Below are 18,276 nucleotides of genomic sequence, written 5' to 3' on the forward strand. Positions count from 1 at the left end.
ACTCCCTTCTATTCTTCGTCGAGAATATCATCAAAATCATCAGCTTCGTCAAAATCTTCTGGGAAATCTTCTTCTATATCAACAAGCTCTTCTCCATCGAATTCCTGCTGACTGAATCCGTGTTCTCCGTACTGCTCTTCTTTGCGGAAGCCTTTATCTCCCTCAATGATTGAACGCAGATCTGTCTCGCCGTAATCTGACGCTTCCATGATCTCGACCTCTGTATTGTCCTCTCTGAGAACACGAACATCCAGTCCGAGAGACTGAAGCTCTTTCAGCAATACCTTGAAGGATTCCGGAATACCCGGCTCAGGGATATTATCACCTTTGATGATCGCCTCATAAGTCTTCACACGTCCGACAACATCGTCAGATTTTACAGTCAGGATTTCCTGTAATGTGTAAGATGCACCATAAGCCTCAAGTGCCCAAACCTCCATCTCACCGAAACGCTGTCCACCGAACTGTGCTTTACCACCGAGCGGCTGCTGTGTAACTAATGAGTAAGGACCTGTAGAACGTGCATGGATCTTATCATCTACCAGGTGGTGAAGCTTCAGGTAGTGCATGTGTCCAATTGTTACCGGACTGTCAAAATATTCTCCCGTACGTCCGTCTCTTAAACGAACTTTACCATCGCGTGACAGTGGTACGCCTTTCCACAATTTTCTGTGTTCTCTATTCTCATACAGATAATCAAGTACCTCCGGCAATAATTCTTCGCCATGTTTGTTCTTGAATTCATCCCATTCAAGATTTACATAGTCATTTGCCAGATCAAGTGTATCCATAATATCAATTTCGTTTGCACCATCGAATACCGGTGTTGCAATATTAAATCCAAGTGCTTTTGACGCAAGACTTAAGTGAATCTCAAGCACCTGTCCGATGTTCATACGTGAAGGCACACCAAGTGGGTTCAACACGATGTCCAGCGGACGTCCGTTCGGAAGGAACGGCATGTCTTCTACCGGAAGTACACGGGAAACAACACCCTTGTTACCGTGACGGCCGGCCATTTTATCTCCAACAGAGATCTTTCTCTTCTGTGCAATATAAATGCGGACTGCCTGATTTACTCCCGGAGACAGTTCATCTCCGTTCTCTCTTGTAAATACTTTCGCATCCACAACAATACCGTATTCTCCATGCGGTACTTTCAAAGAAGTATCTCTTACTTCGCGGGCTTTTTCGCCGAAGATCGCACGAAGCAGTCTCTCTTCTGCTGTCAGCTCTGTCTCTCCCTTCGGAGTTACTTTACCAACAAGAATATCTCCTGCGCGAACCTCTGCACCGATACGGATGATACCTCTGTCATCCAGATCTTTCAGCGCATCATCGCCCACACCCGGAATATCTCTTGTAATTTCTTCCGGTCCAAGCTTTGTATCACGGGCTTCTGCTTCATATTCTTCGATATGAACAGATGTATAAACATCATCCTGAACAAGTCTTTCACTTAAGAGAACCGCATCCTCGTAGTTATAACCTTCCCATGTCATGAAACCGATCAATGGGTTCTTACCAAGCGCAAGCTCTCCATTAGATGTAGAAGGACCATCAGCAATTACCTGTCCTGCCTCTACTCGCTCACCTTTGAATACGATCGGTCTCTGATTGTAGCAGTTACTCTGGTTGCTTCGCATGAATTTTGTCAGCTTATATACTTTCTTTGTTCCGTCATCATGACGAATTGTGATCGCATTAGAACAAGAACGCTCTACAACTCCGGCCTCTTCAGCAACAACACATACACCTGAGTCAACCGCTGCCTTTGCTTCCATACCAGTTCCGACTACCGGAGCTTCTGTTGTCAGAAGCGGCACTGCCTGACGCTGCATGTTTGATCCCATGAGCGCACGGTTCGCATCGTCATTTTCAAGGAATGGAATCAGGGCTGTAGCAACAGAGAACACCATCTTCGGAGACACGTCCATGTAATCGAACATTGTGCGTTCATACTCCTGTGTCTCTTCTCTGTAACGACCGGAAACATTCTTACGAATAAAATGTCCTTCTTCATCCAGCGGCTCATTCGCCTGTGCTACATGATAATTATCCTCTTCATCCGCTGTCATATAAACAACTTCTTCTGTAACACGCGGATTCTTCGGATCTGTTTTATCAATCTTTCTGTATGGCGCTTCAACAAAACCATACTCATTAATTCTCGCATAAGTAGCAAGGGAGTTGATAAGACCGATGTTCGGACCTTCAGGTGTCTCAATTGGACACATTCTTCCATAGTGAGAATAGTGAACGTCTCGAACCTCGAATCCGGCGCGGTCTCTTGAAAGACCTCCTGGTCCAAGTGCGGAAAGACGTCTCTTATGTGTCAGCTCACCAAGCGGGTTGTTCTGATCCATGAACTGTGACAGCTGGGAAGAACCGAAGAATTCTTTCACGGCTGCTGTAACCGGTTTAATGTTGATCAAAGACTGTGGAGAGATTCCTTCCAGATCCTGTGTTGTCATTCGCTCACGAACAACTCTTTCCAGTCTTGAAAGACCGATTCTGTACTGGTTCTGAAGAAGTTCTCCAACCGCACGGATACGTCTGTTTCCTAAGTGGTCGATATCATCGTCATTGCCCAAGCCATATTCCAGATGCATATTGTAGTTAATGGAAGCAAGAATATCTTCCTTTGTAATATGCTTCGGAACAAGTTCATGCATATTCTTATGAATTGCTTCTTTTAACTCGTCAATATCGCCTGCTGTCTCTTCAAGAAGCTGTGCAAGTACCGGATAGTAAACAAGCTCTGCCACTCCCACTTCTTCCGGATCGATATCTACAATTTTATCAAGCTCTACCGCCATATTAGACAGCACTTTGATATTGCGTTCTTCACCTTCAATCCAGACAAACGGAACAGCTGCGTTCTGAATCGCATCTGCCTTTTCCTTTGTGACTTCTTCACCCTTTTCAGCGATCACTTCGCCTGTCAGAGGGTTCACTACATCATCTGCAAGAACATGTCCGGTAATACGGTTTCTAAGAAGCAGTTTTTTATTAAATTTATAACGTCCTACTTTCGCAAGATCATAACGTCTTGCATCGAAGAACATACTTGTGATCAGACTTTCTGCACTGTCTACTGCAAGCGGCTCGCCCGGACGGATCTTTTTATATAATTCCAGAAGACCTTCCTGGTAATTCTCAGCAGTATCCTTTCCAAAGCTTGCCAGAATCTTCGGTTCTTCGCCGAATAATTCCAGAATCTCAGCATTAGTGCCGATTCCAAGTGCACGGATCAGAACTGTAACCGGCACCTTTCTTGTTCTGTCAACACGTACATAGAAAACGTCATTAGAGTCTGTCTCATATTCAAGCCATGCACCACGGTTCGGAATAACTGTGGAAGAATATAATTTTTTACCAATCTTATCATGAGAAATCGCATAGTAAATACCAGGAGAACGAACCAGCTGGCTGACGATAACACGCTCAGCTCCATTGATTACGAATGTACCTGTCTTTGTCATGATCGGCAGGTCTCCCATAAAAATCTCATGTTCATTAATTTCGTCTGTTTCCTTATTATAGAGTCTTACTTTCACCTTCAGAGGTGCTGCGTAAGTAGCGTCGCGCTCTTTACATTCTTCGATCGTGTACTTTGCATCTTCTTCACAGAATGTAAAATCTACAAATTCCAAACTTAAATGACCGCTGTAGTCGGCAATTGGTGAAATATCTTCAAATACTTCTTTCAATCCATAATCCAGAAACCACTTATAAGAATCTTTCTGGACTTCAATTAAATTCGGCATCTGTAATACTTCTTTTTGTCGGGAATAGCTCATTCGCATGCTTTTTCCACTATTGATGGGACGAATTCTGTTTTTCTCCATTGACGTTTCACTCCTTATATATTTTTCCTCTCCCTTGATGTAAACGCCCTGTTTATCGGGTTTTTCCATCAAAAAAGGATTTGTACTACCTGTTTAATCGCAAATTTATGGCATGATTTTCCACAATAATGCAACTTATAATATAGCACAAATCTGTCAAGACTGTCAATATATATTTTCACATTTTTAAAATATTTTTGAAATAAATTCCGAGATATTCCGATATGTATGATCCAACAGGATTCTATATGGCTTATGATAGGATTCTGATATCATTTTCTTCCAAAATAATAATAGAAATTTCTTGAGCCGGGCTTCCTTATAACCCCTGCACCACTTTGAAAAGAAAAGCAGGTCCCATTTGGAACCTGCTTTATAAATCTAAAGGTTAGATTATTTTAATGTAACTTCTGCACCTTCTGCTTCTAATTTAGCTTTGATTTCTTCAGCTTCTGCTTTAGAAACGCCTTCTTTGATTGCTTTTGGAGCTCCGTCAACTACTTCTTTAGCTTCTTTTAATCCAAGTCCTGTGATTTCACGAACAACTTTGATTACTTTAACTTTAGAAGCACCAGCTGCTGTTAATTCAACTGTGAACTCATCTTTTTCTTCTGCTGCTGCAGCTTCTCCGCCTGCTGCTGCAACTACTACACCTGCTGCTGCAGATACACCAAATTCTTCTTCACATGCTTTTACTAATTCGTTTAATTCTAATACAGATAATTCTTTGATAGCTTCAATAAATTCAGCTGTTGTTAATTTTGCCATTTTATTTACCTCCGTTAATTTTAGGGTTCTTTTTAAATTGATTACATTTTGTAATTATTCAGCTGCAGGAGCTTCTGCTTCTGCCGGCGCTGCTTCACAATTCTCTGCTCCACCTTTTTCAGCGATCTGATTAAGAACACGAGCAAGATTTGTAACTGGTGACTGTAAGCTTCCAAGTAATTTGGAAATAAGCTCGTCTCTTGAAGGAATCTTGGATAACTCTGTTAAACCGTTTACATCGTAAACTTCTCCTTCAACCACACCTGCTTTTAACTCTAATGCTTTCGCATCTTTTGCGAACTTGCAAAGGATTCTTGCCGGAGCTGTTGCATCATCTTTAGAAATTGCAATAGCGCTCGGTCCGTTTAAGAACTCGTCTAATCCAGCGAACTCTGTTCCTTCAAAAGCTCTTCTCATCATTGTGTTTTTGCAAACTTTGTAGATCACACCAGCTTCTCTTAACTGTTTACGAAGAGCTGTATCTTCTGTTACAGTAAGTCCACGGTAGTCAACTAACACAACAGATGCAGCATCTTTGATGTCTTCTGCAATTGCTGCTACTACTGGCTGTTTTACTCAACTTTTGCCATGATTAGTGCACCTCCTTATAGATTTTGCACTGCCAAAAAAAAGAACTTCCACGCCCTCGGACCTGGAAGTTCTGTAAATTCTTATAAATCGAATTCAAATCTTCCTCGGTAGGCGTCATCACCTTATGCCTTACGGCACCTACTGTCTTCGGCAGCTTTCTAAAATAGACTAACATAATGTTATTCTCTTGTCAAGGAATTTTTTCTTTTTTCTTTACATCTTTTTATTTACCTGAAGTTTTCTCCGAAAAATTTCTCTCAGACAGGGGCTGCTTAAAAATTCTCCTGTCATCCATCTCTACTTCAGATACTTCGTCGGAGCACTCCCGGTTACCCGCTTAAACACCGTACTGAAATAATTCTGATCTGCAAATCCAAGCATCTGAGCTGTCTGACTCACACTCTTCCCTTCTTCCAGCAAGCGGATCGCTCTCCGGATTTTAATTTGATTAAAGTATGTCATTAAACCGATTCCTGCATATCTGGAAAATGTCTTCTTTACCGCAGCCTCGCTCATTTGACAAAGTTCCGCCACTTTCCCCAGTGTCAGCCGCTCTTCCAAATGTTCTTCTAATACCTGGACAATCTTACGGTAATTTTCTGCTCCCGAAGAAACATAGGGCAACACGGTCGATGTATTTTCCTGCAGCGCTTTCAGAAGAAGCATTTCGAACTGAGCCACATAACGATGTGCTTCTATCTCTGCTCCCGCTTTGATCTTATGAATCAGTAAGCCTTGCTCTACTTCAAAAATATCATCCCGCGCCTGCATTAATTTGCTCAGAGTATCCAATTCTTCTTCCTTCAGCGCAAAACGTCTTTCTTTCATATCCGGCATCACATCTGCTGCAAAGGAAATCACAGCAATATGGGGGCGCGTTTTCCGCTCTGCCCATAACCGGTGAAATTCCATCGGCTTGTGAAGTACCGCCTGTCCTCGTTCCAACAGAAATACATCTTCTCCTGCCGTCACACCGAGTACGCCATCCAGCACACAGACAAACTCCCAAAAATCATGGGTTTCCCCGCCAAAATAATAATCTTCCTGGTAGATTGCCTCAAAAATTGTGAAAACGGATGTAAGTCGAATACATTTATCCACAACGCATCCTTTCATTGTCTTCTTCATCCACACTCTCTCCCTATACTATCCACATGCTGTTCATATACATAAGCCCATCCCCATGCTGTCCGTTATCATTGATGTCTTCTTTCCAGCTCCAGAAGATATTTCTTTACCTCAACTCCGCAGGCAAAACCTGAAATATCTCCGTTCTTGTGAATCACTCTATGACATGGAGTCACTATCAGAAGTGGATTCCGATTATTTGCCTGTCCAACTGCCCGCACCGCCTTCGGATTCCCGATTGCCATTGCTATCTCCTGATAACTTCTTGTCTCTCCGTAAGGAATTTCCCTAAGCGCAGCCCAAACTTGCTTTTGAAAATCGGTTCCTCCTTCCCGGATAGGAAGCCGAAACTCCCGGCGACGCCCTTCAAAATATTCCCGCAGCTGACAGTATGTCTCATATAAAAGATCCGAATGCTGTAAGTGTGAGATCTTCTGGTTGACACTTATCACGCCGTTTCTCTGCTCCAGATGTACTTTGCTTACGCTGTCTTTTTCTGTCGCTATTGTCAAATATCCTATCGGACTTTGAAATGTATACGTTTCCGTCATTTCTATCTCTTTCAATTCCGTTTCACCGCCTCGATTACATTTCTGTTTTCTTCGAGTATATCGCATAACAACCAAAAAAGAAAGAACAACCGCAGTCTCTGCATCACCACTCAGTATTATATTTTCTCCAGATAATATTCAAACGCTGTATCATCGCCTTTCACAGCAGGAAGAAGAAGACCTCCTGCCAGAAGCGCTTTTCCACTGATAGCTTTCTCCTTTGTCCCGCCTTTCACAAACTGATAACTTGCGTTCTCATCCAGCCCCTGAAGCGTGATCCGATGTCGAAGGACATTGGACTTTGCTCGAAATACTACCCCCTGCACAAGAACTTTACACTGATCTTCCGAGACAAATGCCCACGCCGCCAGTTCGTCCTGATACGGATTGCTCAGCCGGTAATAGCGCCCTTGATAAATCAAGTCCTGGTATTTCTTATAATTTGCTGTCTGCTCTGCAACCTTCTTCTTTTCCTCTTGACTCAACGTATTCAGATCAAGTTCATAACCAAAACTGCCCGCCATTGCCACTGTCCCCCTTGTATCAAGAGACGTGATCCGCCCTGTCTGATGATTCGGCACTGCCGATACGTGAGAACCGACTGCAGATGCCGGATAAAAGAAACTTGTTCCATACTGGATAAATGTTCTGTCATGTGCATCTGTATTGTCACTGCACCAGATCTGAGGGCAATAATATAACATTCCGGCATCAAATCTTCCTCCGCCTCCGCTGCAGCCCTCAAACAGTACATTTGGAAATTCACTTGTCAGACGTTCCAGAAGTTCATAAACCCCAAGCACATATCTGTGCGGCATCTCTTTCTGACGTTCTGCCGGAAGGACAGACGTATACCAGTCAGAAATACTGCGGTTCATATCCCATTTCACATATTCAATCCGGTTCTCTCTCAAAATACTGCTAATAGACTCATACAGATATTCCACCACATCCGGGTTTGCCATATCAAGTACAAGCTGGTATCTGCTGCGCATCGGATTTCTTCCTGGAATGCGAATAGCCCAGTCTGGGTGAGTGCGGTAAAGATCGCTGTCTTCCGAAATCATTTCCGGTTCAAACCATAGCCCGAATTTCATTCCCATTGCATTGATCTTCTTCACAAACGCTCCCAGGCCTCCTTTTAGCTTCTTCTCATTTACCTTCCAATCCCCAAGTCCGGATATATCCGTATCCCGTTTTCCAAACCATCCGTCGTCCAGCACCATCATATCAATACCAAGCTCCGATGCCTGCTTTGCGATCTGCTCTATTGCTTTTTCATCAAAATCAAAATACGTCGCTTCCCAGTTATTGATTAACACTGGGCGCTTTGACAACTGATAACTTCCTCTGCATACATGATGACGGATTACATGATGAAACTGCTGCGATAACTTTGCCATTCCATGTTCTGAATAGGACAGAATCACTTCCGGCGCTCGAAATTCCTGTCCTGGTTCTAGCATCCACGAAAACGTATCTGGATGGATCCCCATTACCATTCTTGTCTGTCCAAGTTGATCTTTCTCAATCTGCGTCTGGAATCCACCGCTGTACATCAGCAGCGCCCCCATACATTCACCCACTGTTTCCGTGCAGTTTTTCCCACAGAGCAGCACTGCTGGATTCTGTTGATGACTTGAAGTCCCTCTCGTACTGCTGCTCTCCTGAATACCATAGAACACAGGAAGCCGTTCTGTCTGACGCTCCATCGTATGTCGTCCCTGAAAATGTATCCACTCCCAATCTCCATATGGGATATCCATACAAAGACTGTGCACACGTTCAAGCACTATCGGAGTATTCCCCTTATTTCTGACAAACACACTTCTCGTAATCACATCTTCTTTTTCTAGCACACCATAGAGAAGCACCACTTCTGTCTCGGACGCTGTATCCTTCAGATAAATTTCCAGTGTTTCTGATTCTGACTCTTCTGCATACACCGCCGGAAGTCCCGGAATACTATATTTCCCTTTCCGGATAGAATACCTCTGAAATCGCAAGTCCAACGCCTGGCTTCCATCCTTATGTACAACTGTCACAGCCGGTACCCGAAAATCTCCCGTTCCTCCCCCCGCATACTCAAGAGGCATCGTATTCAATGAGTACGTTCTGTCATGTTCTGCTTCATAAATATTTCCTGCGAATCCCACATCCGGATAATCCAAAAGATATTCCATACACTCTTCTGTCTTTTTCCCATACCACAAGTGTTTCAGCACCCCGAATACATCCGCCTTCATTTGATAAAGTGTATTTTCTGTTTCCAGAGAAAACACATGCTCATTTACTGTTATTGCCATACTGTCATTTCCTTTCCATTTTTATAACACTCTCCGTATCTGGTAATCACAAACCCATATGATCCTAGATCCGCCGACAGTCTTATCCGATTTTCCTTATAAGTTCTCGTAATCACAAGCTGCTCTCCTGCCGTTTCTACCTGAATTTCCCCCTCCAGATGAAATGCCGGGTCTGTATTCCGAAGTTCCATAAGCGCTTTCAATTTCTGCACAACCGGACGGCTCTGTTCTTTCCCAATCTCCTCAAGCGTATAATAGTGACGGTTAATGTCCCGTCCATTTTTTGTCTTCTCCATCAATTCCAGATCATTTTCTCCGGCAAGAAGCCCCACATAATACACTTGTGGAATTCCCGGTGCAAAAAACTGAATTGCTCTCGCCAGCAGGTAAGCATCATCCCTGTTACCAAGCGCCGAATAATATGTTGTATTCACTTGATACACATCCAGATTATTGTACGCTTCCGAGCTATAGATTTTCTTTACATTCGCCCCCTGACGATACATTTGTTCTTTTACCGTCTCAATCGCCTCATCCGGAAGCAGATCCTTCACGTCCACAATTCCGATTCCATCATGGGTATCCAAAGTCGTAAACTGTTTCATCGGACACATTTCCAACCATCGTTTCAAATAAACTCCTGTATGATTGTAAAGTCCATGAAGCGTCAGTACCGGCAGCGCAAAATCATAGATCCAGAACCCCTGCCTTGCAATTTTCATCGGTATTGTATAGTGCTCGTGAATTTCCGGCAGAATTTCCACGTCATGCTTTTGGACAATTTTCTCAATTGCATGAAGCAGTTCCCAGATATCAGGTTCCACAAAAAAGCAGTTCGTATCCTCTTTTTTGACCGCATAGGCAAATGCATCCAGACGAATCATTGCTGCTCCTTTCTGACACATATCTTCCAGTGTTTCTTTGATAAATGCCTTCACAGCTTCTTTTCTCACATCCAGATCAATCTGTTCTTCGCAGAACGTACACCATATCTTCTCTCTTGTCCCATCCTGAAATTCCACCTCCAGATATGGCGCTCTCGGTTTTCTTTTATAAATCTTATCTAACTGTTCTTTTGTCGAGCTCCATTTGTCCAGAAATCTTCATACCGGATAAAAAAATCCCGATAAGGAGATGCATCTTTTCTTTTCACAAAATCCCTGAAATACTCTGATGACGCTGAGATATGATTTACCATAAAATCAAACATCAGATAATATTCTTTCCCGATTGCCTCAATCTCCTCATAAGTTCCAAACGATTCATCCACCACATCATACCGCATCGGTGCAAATCCCCGATCGGCCGAAGATGGAAAAAATGGCAGAATGTGAACTCCTCCCACCGCATCTTTGTAGTAGGTATTCAACGCCTGATGCAGTTCTTTCAAGTTCTTTCCCATGCTGTCCGCATATGTAATTAACATAATTTTATTTTCAAGCTTCATCTTATCTCTATCCTTTCACTGCGCCGTTTGCCACACCATTTAAAATCTGTTTCTGGCAAATTACATAAAAGATCAGAATCGGAATCAACGCCAGAATATATGATGCAAATGCCAGATTATAATTTGTCCCAAACTGTGTCTGGAAATTCAACTGTGCCAGCGGAAGTGTATTCTGCCCCGTTCCCGCCATAATAACAAGCGGCGTCATCACATCATTCCATGTACCGAGAGCTGTCAAGATTGCAACTGTTGCGTGCATCGGCATCATCATCGGAAAAATAATCTGCCAGTATGTTTTCCAGGCGCTCGCTCCGTCAATATCTGCCGCCTCTTCCAGAGCCTCCGGTATATTTTTCAAATACCCTGTATAGAGTAATACATTCATCGGCATATAAAATACGAGATACAAAAGAATTACTCCTGCACGATTTCCAAGTCCCATCTGCGACGTCTGTTTCACAAGCGGCATCATCAAAATAGAGAACGGAACAAACATTCCACTTACAATATACAAATAAATTACCCGGAAACTTTTCTTTTTTGCCATTCCTCTTCCAATCACATAGCCGGCAAGCGAATGGATCAGAATTGCCAACACGATTGTCGCAATCGTAATCAGTAAACTATTTCCGAGAGAATGCCAAAAATCTGTTACTTCCATCGCCTGACGAAAATTTTCTAAACTCCATCTTTCCGGAAACGCCAGTGCCCCGGCCACATCATTCGTCATTTCGCTCGGCTGTTTAAATGCAATCAGAATTGCCATATAAAGCGGGAAGAACACCGTTACTGTTCCAAGCAGCAATACAATCGTTAACATCCAATTTGCTTTTTTCTTTTTTTGCATTATAACTGTTCCTCCTTTTTCCCCATAACCGTCATCTGAAAAATAGAAATCGCCACGATGACAACAAAAAACAGTACCGCATTTGCACTTTGGAATCCAAACTGACCTCCATCCATACCATTTTTATAAATTAGATAAGAAATAGATTCGGTGCTCTGTGCCGGTCCTCCCTTTGTCAAAGACATAATCTGATCAAATACCATCAAAAAATTCTTCGTACTCAATACAAGATTGATTGTCACAAACGGTATTACAAGAGGAAATGTCACCTTCCAGAATTCTTTCCATTTTCCAGCGCCATCCAACATGCTTGCCTCATAAACATCCGACGGAACTGTTTGCAGACCAGAAATATAAATAATCGTATTCATCGCAACTGCCTGCCACACTCCAACGATCAGCACACCGATCCATGCATACTTTTCACTTGCAAGAATACTATCCTGCAGAAATCCGATCTGAAACGCATCTCCGACTGTCGGAAGGATATATGTAAAAATAAAACTGAAAATATATCCAATCACAAGTCCTCCAAGAATATTCGGTACAAAATAAATACCGCGAAGCGCACTTTTAAAACGAATTTGACTATTCAGTCCCAGAGCCATAATCAAACTCAGCGCATTTACAAGAACCGTTCCCACCAGCGCATATTTAAATGTAAACAAATAGCTTTTGCCTACTCTCGCATCCGTAAACAAGTCGATATAATTCCGCAGTCCTACATATTCATAGGAACCATAGCCTTTATAATTCGTAAAACTATAAACAACTCCTTTTAGCATCGGCAGCGTATTGAACATAAAAAACAATAGCACTACCGGTATCACAATTGCCAGAAATGTCTTATCTCGGTTACTCATTTTCTTTTTCATTGTGCATCCTCCATCTCTTTTTGATACTCCTGTACTTTGCGGATCAAATCTCTGTTATAGCGTTTCCATTCCGTATCAAACCGTTCCAGAAATTTATCTGTCGCATCCTCACTTTCATCTAGCAGATACGTCTGGATCATCGCATCCACACTCATCTCACTCGGATAGTGATGGTCTTGAAAATCTGCCATTTTATCATTTTCGATATAATCTCTCATTCCCTCTAGTTCATCCGGAATCGTAAATGCACCTTCTTTACAGGCAATGCCGCCCTGATCTTCCAAATAGATCTGAATCACTTCATCTTCATACAGAAAACGAAGCACTTCATAGACTGCCTTCTTCTGTTCTGTATTTTTCATAACACAAAACTGAAGGTCAATTCCTGAATTCAATACATTTTCCTCCACTGAAGAATTTGCCGGAAACACAAATGAATCAATCTCCATCTCGGGATTCACTGACCGGATCTGAGGAATTGCATAGCTTCCGATCGGATACATAGCAGCTTCCCCCCTGGCAAATGCAGTGCAGGCATCATTATAGCTATAGGCATACGGATTCGGTTCTGCATATGCGAGAAGTTCTTTTATTTTCTCAGCTGTTTCCCGATAAGCCATTGCAAATGTTGTCTCACTTTGATTTACCTGGCTGCAAGTATCCGAATCGGCAAGACCAACCGCCAGAGCGTTCCACGGCGCCAGACACGTCCACACATCTTTAAAACCGAAATACAGCGGCTGTATTCCACTGCTTTGAATCTGATCACACAACTCAGTAAATTCTTCCCATGTTTTCGGAATTTCCCAACCATGTTCCCGAAACATCTCTTTGTTATAGAGGATTCCAGCCGCATTTGCCGCATATGGAAGTGCATAAACGCCTTCTCTCGGAACAAACTCCAGTTCTTTATCCATTTCAAGATAGGACTCTTTTACCTTGTCTAGTTCTTCCAACTCTGAAATATCAAGAAATAGATCCGCATCCAAAAAATTGGAATAATTAATATCCCCTCCGATTCCGATAATGTCCGGGTAATCTTCCCGAATAAATCTTGTTTTCAAAATCGTCATTGCCTCATTCGGAGAAGAAATCGTCAGATGGATATCTTCATGCGTTTCATTAAATTGTTCTTCAATTTTTTCAAATGCTTCTACCGCTTCCTGTTTATAACACACCATCTCGACTTCTGTCTGATCACTTGAAGTTTTCCCTTCACATCCTACAAGACATGCCATTCCAAGCACAGCTCCCATGATCAGAGAGAACCTTCCGACAACCTTTCTTTTTGACATATCACAAGCCCCTTTCGCATTGTTTTTTCTTCCGTTTTCATCAAACTAATAGTAACATACCTTTATGCTATCAGAAAATAGCAGTATTTTTCTTGTTTTATACCACAATACAACTTTTTATGTTATAATAGCAATTAAAGACGCATTAAGGTATATTTGCTGAAAGGAGCCATTATGAGCAATACATTTTTTCATATTTTTCCCCATGAAAATTTTATTGATCTTGGTATGTATCAGTATGGATATGAACAGTGTGACCCCGGTCATTCCTTTGGTCCCGTGGCCAGAAACCACTATCTTTTCCACTATATTATTTCCGGAACCGGAACACTGATGGCCGATGATACAAAAGGGATTACCCAGACGTATTCCATCAAAAGCGGACAGGGCTTTCTCATTTTTCCAGGACAGATCACAACTTACTATGCTGATGAAAAACTTCCCTGGGAATATGTCTGGATTGAATTTGATGGTCTGAAAGTAAAAGAAATGCTTCAAGTAACCGCTCTTTCCCCGGATAGTCCTGTTTATCGCTCTCACTCAAAAGATCTGCGGGAAGAAATGATGAAAGAAATGCTCTACATCACACATCATACAGAGGAATCTCCTTTCCATTTGATCGGACATTTATATCTCTTTCTTGATTATTTAATCCAGTCCTCGAAACGGACCGAATCTATTTCTTCAAGCAAAATGAGCGACTATTACATTAAAGAAGCTATCCACTATATTGAGCAGAATTTTCAAAACGATATTTCCATCGAAGAGATCGCTTCTGTCTGCGGAATTAATCGAAGTTATTTTGGGAAAATATTTAAGAAATCCATCGGACGTTCTCCTCAGGAATTTTTGATGCATTACAGAATGTTAAAAGCTGCCGAATTGCTAAAGCTGACATCACTTTCTATCGCAGAAATCGGCTCTGCTGTTGGCTACGAGAATCAGCTGCACTTTTCTCGTGCCTTCAAAACAATATACGGTGTCTCCCCAAGAGAATGGAGAAATCACCAAAAACAAAAATAAGAATAAAGCCCCGGAAACCGAAGTTCCCGGGCTTATATTTGAGTTAATATTCTGATTACAGATTATAATTACTCGATGATTGTAGCAACTTTTCCTGATCCTACTGTACGTCCACCTTCACGGATAGCGAAGCGAAGACCCTGCTCCATAGCTACTGGGTGGATCAGTTCAACTGTCATTTCTACGTTATCACCAGGCATGCACATTTCGATACCTTCTGGTAATTCACAAACACCTGTAACGTCTGTTGTTCTGAAGTAGAACTGTGGACGGTAGTTGTTGAAGAATGGTGTATGACGTCCACCTTCATCTTTTGTTAAAACGTAAACCTGAGCTGTAAATTTGTGGTGGCATGTTACACTGCCTGGTTTAACAAGAACCTGTCCTCTTTCGATTTCTGTTCTCTGAACACCACGAAGAAGTGCACCAATGTTGTCACCAGCCTGAGCTTCATCAAGAAGTTTACGGAACATCTCGATACCTGTTACAACTACTTTACGAGTCTCTTCTTTGATACCAACGATTTCAACTTCGTCAGATACATGAAGTGTACCACGTTCTACTCTACCTGTAGCAACTGTACCACGTCCTGTGATAGAGAATACGTCCTCTACTGGCATAAGGAATGGTTTGTCTGTAGCACGTTCCGGATCTGGAATGTAGCTGTCAACAGCTGCCATAAGTTCCATGATCTTGTCGCCCCACTCGCTGTTAGGATCTTCAAGAGCTTTCAGAGCTGATCCCTGGATGATTGGAGTATCATCTCCCGGGAATTCATACTCGTCTAATAATTCACGGATTTCCATCTCTACTAATTCAAGTAATTCTTCATCGTCTACCATGTCACATTTGTTCATGAATACAACGATGTAAGGTACACCTACCTGACGAGAAAGCAGGATGTGCTCTCTTGTCTGAGCCATAACACCATCAGTAGCAGCTACAACAAGGATAGCACCATCCATCTGAGCAGCACCTGTGATCATGTTTTTAACGTAGTCAGCATGACCTGGGCAGTCAACGTGAGCGTAGTGACGGTTTTCTGTCTCGTACTCAACGTGAGAAGTAGAAATTGTGATACCACGTTCTCTTTCTTCCGGAGCTTTATCGATATTTTCGAAATCTACAGCAGCGTTACCTTCTACTCTTGCAGCAAGAGTTTTTGTGATAGCAGCTGTTAAAGTTGTTTTACCGTGGTCAACGTGTCCGATTGTACCAATGTTACAATGTGGTTTGCTTCTTTCAAATTTAGCCTTTGCCATTTTGAATAATCCTCCTTAATATACCTGCTTATGAGCAGATAATAATTACATTTTTGAATTTAATCAGCTAATTCTGATTATATTTCATCTTATACACTTTTTCAAGAGTTTTCTTGAATTTTGTATATTCAGGCCTGCAAATGAGGCTGATCAAGGGATTTCGGTCAGCCTACGCTGACCGGCGCAAATGCTAATCCCTGTTGATTATAATTTATTAAGCGTTCTTATTAGATAACACTTTTTCCTGAACAGACTTCGGAACCGGCTCATATTTCTCGAAGAACATTGAGTAGTTACCACGTCCCTGTGTTCTGGAACGTAAGTCTGTTGAGTAACCGAACATTTCAGAAAGCGGTACAAAACCACGAACGATCTTTCCGCCGCCTAAATCATCCATACCCTCGATACGTCCACGACGAGAGTTGATATCACCGATAACATCTCCCATGTATTCTTCAGGCATTGTTACTTCTACTTTCATGATTGGCTCAAGAAGTACCGGATCTGCTTTCTTCATAGCATCTTTGAATGCAAGAGAACCTGCAATGTGGAATGCCATTTCAGAAGAGTCGACTTCATGGTAAGAACCATCATATACGTTAGCGTGTACACCAACAACCGGGAATCCGCCAAGGATACCAGCTTTCATAGCTTCTTCGATACCTTCTCCAACTGCCGGGATGTATTCTTTCGGAATAGCTCCACCAACAACTGTAGATTCAAACTTGTAAGTTTCCTCACCGTTTGCATCCATTGGCTCGAATTTAACTTTACAGTGTCCGTACTGTCCACGTCCACCTGACTGTTTAGCGTATTTGCTGTCGATATCAACTGGTTTTGTGATTGCTTCTTTGTAAGCAACCTGAGGAGCACCTACGTTAGCCTCTACTTTGAATTCACGAAGCAGACGGTCAACGATAACTTCAAGGTGAAGCTCACCCATACCAGCGATGATTGTCTGACCAGTTTCCTGATCTGTATGAGCACGGAATGTCGGGTCTTCTTCTGCAAGTTTTGCAAGAGATTCACCAAGTTTGCCCTGAGAAGCTTTTGTCTTAGGCTCGATAGCCAGCTCGATAACTGGTTCCGGGAATTCCATAGACTCTAAGATTACCGGATGCTGCTCGTCACAGATTGTATCACCTGTTGTAGTGAATTTGAATCCGATCGCTGCAGCGATATCTCCTGAGTAAACTTTATCAAGTTCCTGTCTCTTGTTAGCATGCATCTGAAGGATACGTCCAACACGCTCTTTTTTGCCTTTTGTTGCATTTAATACATAAGAACCTGAGTTCAATGTACCAGAGTATACTCTGAAGTATGCCAGCTTACCAACGAATGGGTCTGTCATAATCTTGAATGCAAGAGCTGCGAAAGGTTCTTCATCAGAAGATTTTCTTTCAACTTCATTTCCGTCTTCATCAACACCTGTGATCGGCGGGATGTCTAACGGAGATGGCATAAATTCGATTACAGCATCCAGAAGCTTCTGAACACCTTTGTTTTTGTAAGCTGTACCACAGCATACCGGAACACATGCACATGTACATGTTCCTTTTCTTAAAGCTGCTTTCAGAGCATCTACTGAAGGTTCTTCACCTTCCAGATATTCCATCATTAAATCGTCGTCTAATTCGCAGATCTTCTCTACTAATTCTGTACGATATAATTCAGCATCTTCTTTCATATCTTCCGGAATATCAACGATAGAAATGTCATCACCTTTATCATCATTGTAGATGTAAGCTTTCATTTCAAATAAGTCGACAATTCCCTGGAAAGAATCTTCTTTACCGATTGGAAGCTGAATGCAGATTGCATTCTTTCCTAATCTTGTTTTGATCTGTTCTACTGCGTTGTAGAAGTCAGCACCCAGGATGTCCATCTTGTTGATGAATGCCATACGAGGTACATTGTATGTGTCAGCCTGACGCCATACGTTTTCTGACTGCGGTTCTACACCACCTTTAGCACAGAATACACCTACAGCACCATCAAGTACACGAAGGGAACGCTCAACTTCTACTGTGAAGTCAACGTGACCTGGAGTATCAATGATATTGATACGGTGTTCTAATGCACCAGCTTTTGGCTTGCAGTTTTCCTGAAGTGTCCAGTGACATGTTGTAGCAGCAGAAGTAATTGTGATACCTCTTTCCTGCTCCTGCTCCATCCAGTCCATAGTTGCAGTACCTTCATGAGTGTCACCGATTTTATGGTTAACACCGGTATAGTAAAGAATACGCTCTGTTGTTGTTGTTTTACCAGCATCAATATGAGCCATAATACCGATATTTCTGGTTCTCTCTAATGGATATTCTCTTCCAGCCAA

The 18,276-nt window shown here is 42.3% G+C and carries 11 protein-coding genes, 2 pseudogenes and 1 other annotated feature; of the genes and pseudogenes, 1 reads left to right on the forward strand and 12 read right to left on the reverse strand.

Going from position 1 to position 18,276, the window contains the following annotated elements; genetic code table 11:
• Nucleotides 1–8 precede the first annotated feature (8 nt).
• From rpoB to DWX73_RS02165, 10 genes and pseudogenes are all read right to left on the reverse strand, one after another.
• Nucleotides 9–3,851 (reverse strand): DNA-directed RNA polymerase subunit beta, encoded by a 3,843-nt coding sequence (rpoB, locus tag DWX73_RS02120; RefSeq protein WP_118346487.1) that lies wholly within the window; start codon nt 3,849–3,851, stop codon nt 9–11.
• Between the two features lie 393 nt (nt 3,852–4,244).
• The gene (gene rplL, locus DWX73_RS02125) at nt 4,245–4,619 is read right to left on the reverse strand and encodes a 50S ribosomal protein L7/L12 (RefSeq protein WP_118346489.1); all 375 of its coding nucleotides are present in this window, start codon (nt 4,617–4,619) and stop codon (nt 4,245–4,247) included.
• Between the two features lie 54 nt (nt 4,620–4,673).
• Nucleotides 4,674–5,209, reverse strand: a pseudogene (gene rplJ, locus DWX73_RS02130) (50S ribosomal protein L10).
• A gap of 30 nt (nt 5,210–5,239) precedes the next feature.
• Nucleotides 5,240–5,379, reverse strand: a sequence feature (ribosomal protein L10 leader region).
• A gap of 128 nt (nt 5,380–5,507) precedes the next feature.
• A complete protein-coding gene (locus DWX73_RS02135) occupies nt 5,508–6,338 on the reverse strand; it encodes an AraC family transcriptional regulator (RefSeq protein WP_118346493.1) in 831 nt (276 codons plus the stop codon).
• A gap of 68 nt (nt 6,339–6,406) precedes the next feature.
• A complete protein-coding gene (locus DWX73_RS02140) occupies nt 6,407–6,904 on the reverse strand; it encodes a methylated-DNA--[protein]-cysteine S-methyltransferase (RefSeq protein ID WP_242996539.1) in 498 nt (165 codons plus the stop codon).
• Nucleotides 6,905–7,005: 101 nt separating this feature from the next.
• Nucleotides 7,006–9,195, reverse strand: a complete 2,190-nt coding sequence (locus DWX73_RS02145) for an alpha-galactosidase (protein WP_118346495.1) — start codon at nt 9,193–9,195, stop codon at nt 7,006–7,008.
• A pseudogene (gene gtfA / locus DWX73_RS02150) lies at nt 9,186–10,642 on the reverse strand (sucrose phosphorylase). The gene DWX73_RS02145 and the pseudogene gtfA overlap by 10 nt, the downstream one beginning before the upstream one ends.
• 7 nt (nt 10,643–10,649) lie before the next feature.
• Nucleotides 10,650–11,489, reverse strand: coding sequence for a carbohydrate ABC transporter permease (locus DWX73_RS02155; RefSeq protein ID WP_118346497.1), 840 nt, complete (start codon nt 11,487–11,489; stop codon nt 10,650–10,652).
• Entirely contained in the window at nt 11,489–12,364 is an 876-nt protein-coding gene (locus DWX73_RS02160) for a carbohydrate ABC transporter permease (RefSeq protein ID WP_118346499.1), read from the reverse strand. The genes DWX73_RS02155 and DWX73_RS02160 overlap by 1 nt, the downstream gene beginning before the upstream one ends.
• A complete protein-coding gene (locus DWX73_RS02165; RefSeq protein ID WP_118346501.1) occupies nt 12,361–13,659 on the reverse strand; it encodes an ABC transporter substrate-binding protein in 1,299 nt (432 codons plus the stop codon). The genes DWX73_RS02160 and DWX73_RS02165 overlap by 4 nt, the downstream gene beginning before the upstream one ends.
• 174 nt (nt 13,660–13,833) lie before the next feature.
• On the opposite strand from DWX73_RS02165, the gene DWX73_RS02170 reads away from it, so the two are divergent.
• Nucleotides 13,834–14,682, forward strand: a complete 849-nt coding sequence (locus DWX73_RS02170; RefSeq protein WP_118346503.1) for an AraC family transcriptional regulator — start codon at nt 13,834–13,836, stop codon at nt 14,680–14,682.
• 68 nt (nt 14,683–14,750) lie between these two features.
• Here DWX73_RS02170 and tuf read toward each other — a convergent pair whose 3' ends face one another.
• Both tuf and fusA read right to left on the reverse strand, forming a co-directional pair.
• Entirely contained in the window at nt 14,751–15,944 is a 1,194-nt protein-coding gene (gene tuf / locus DWX73_RS02175) for an elongation factor Tu (protein WP_118346505.1), read from the reverse strand.
• A 214-nt stretch (nt 15,945–16,158) separates the two neighbouring features.
• On the reverse strand, nt 16,159–18,276 hold the full coding sequence (gene fusA / locus DWX73_RS02180; RefSeq protein WP_118346507.1) for an elongation factor G: 2,118 nt from the start codon (nt 18,274–18,276) through the stop codon (nt 16,159–16,161).

Origin of the sequence: Coprococcus sp. AF21-14LB (assembly GCF_003458885.1) — a bacterium.
Taxonomy (GTDB): domain Bacteria; phylum Bacillota; class Clostridia; order Lachnospirales; family Lachnospiraceae; genus UBA9414.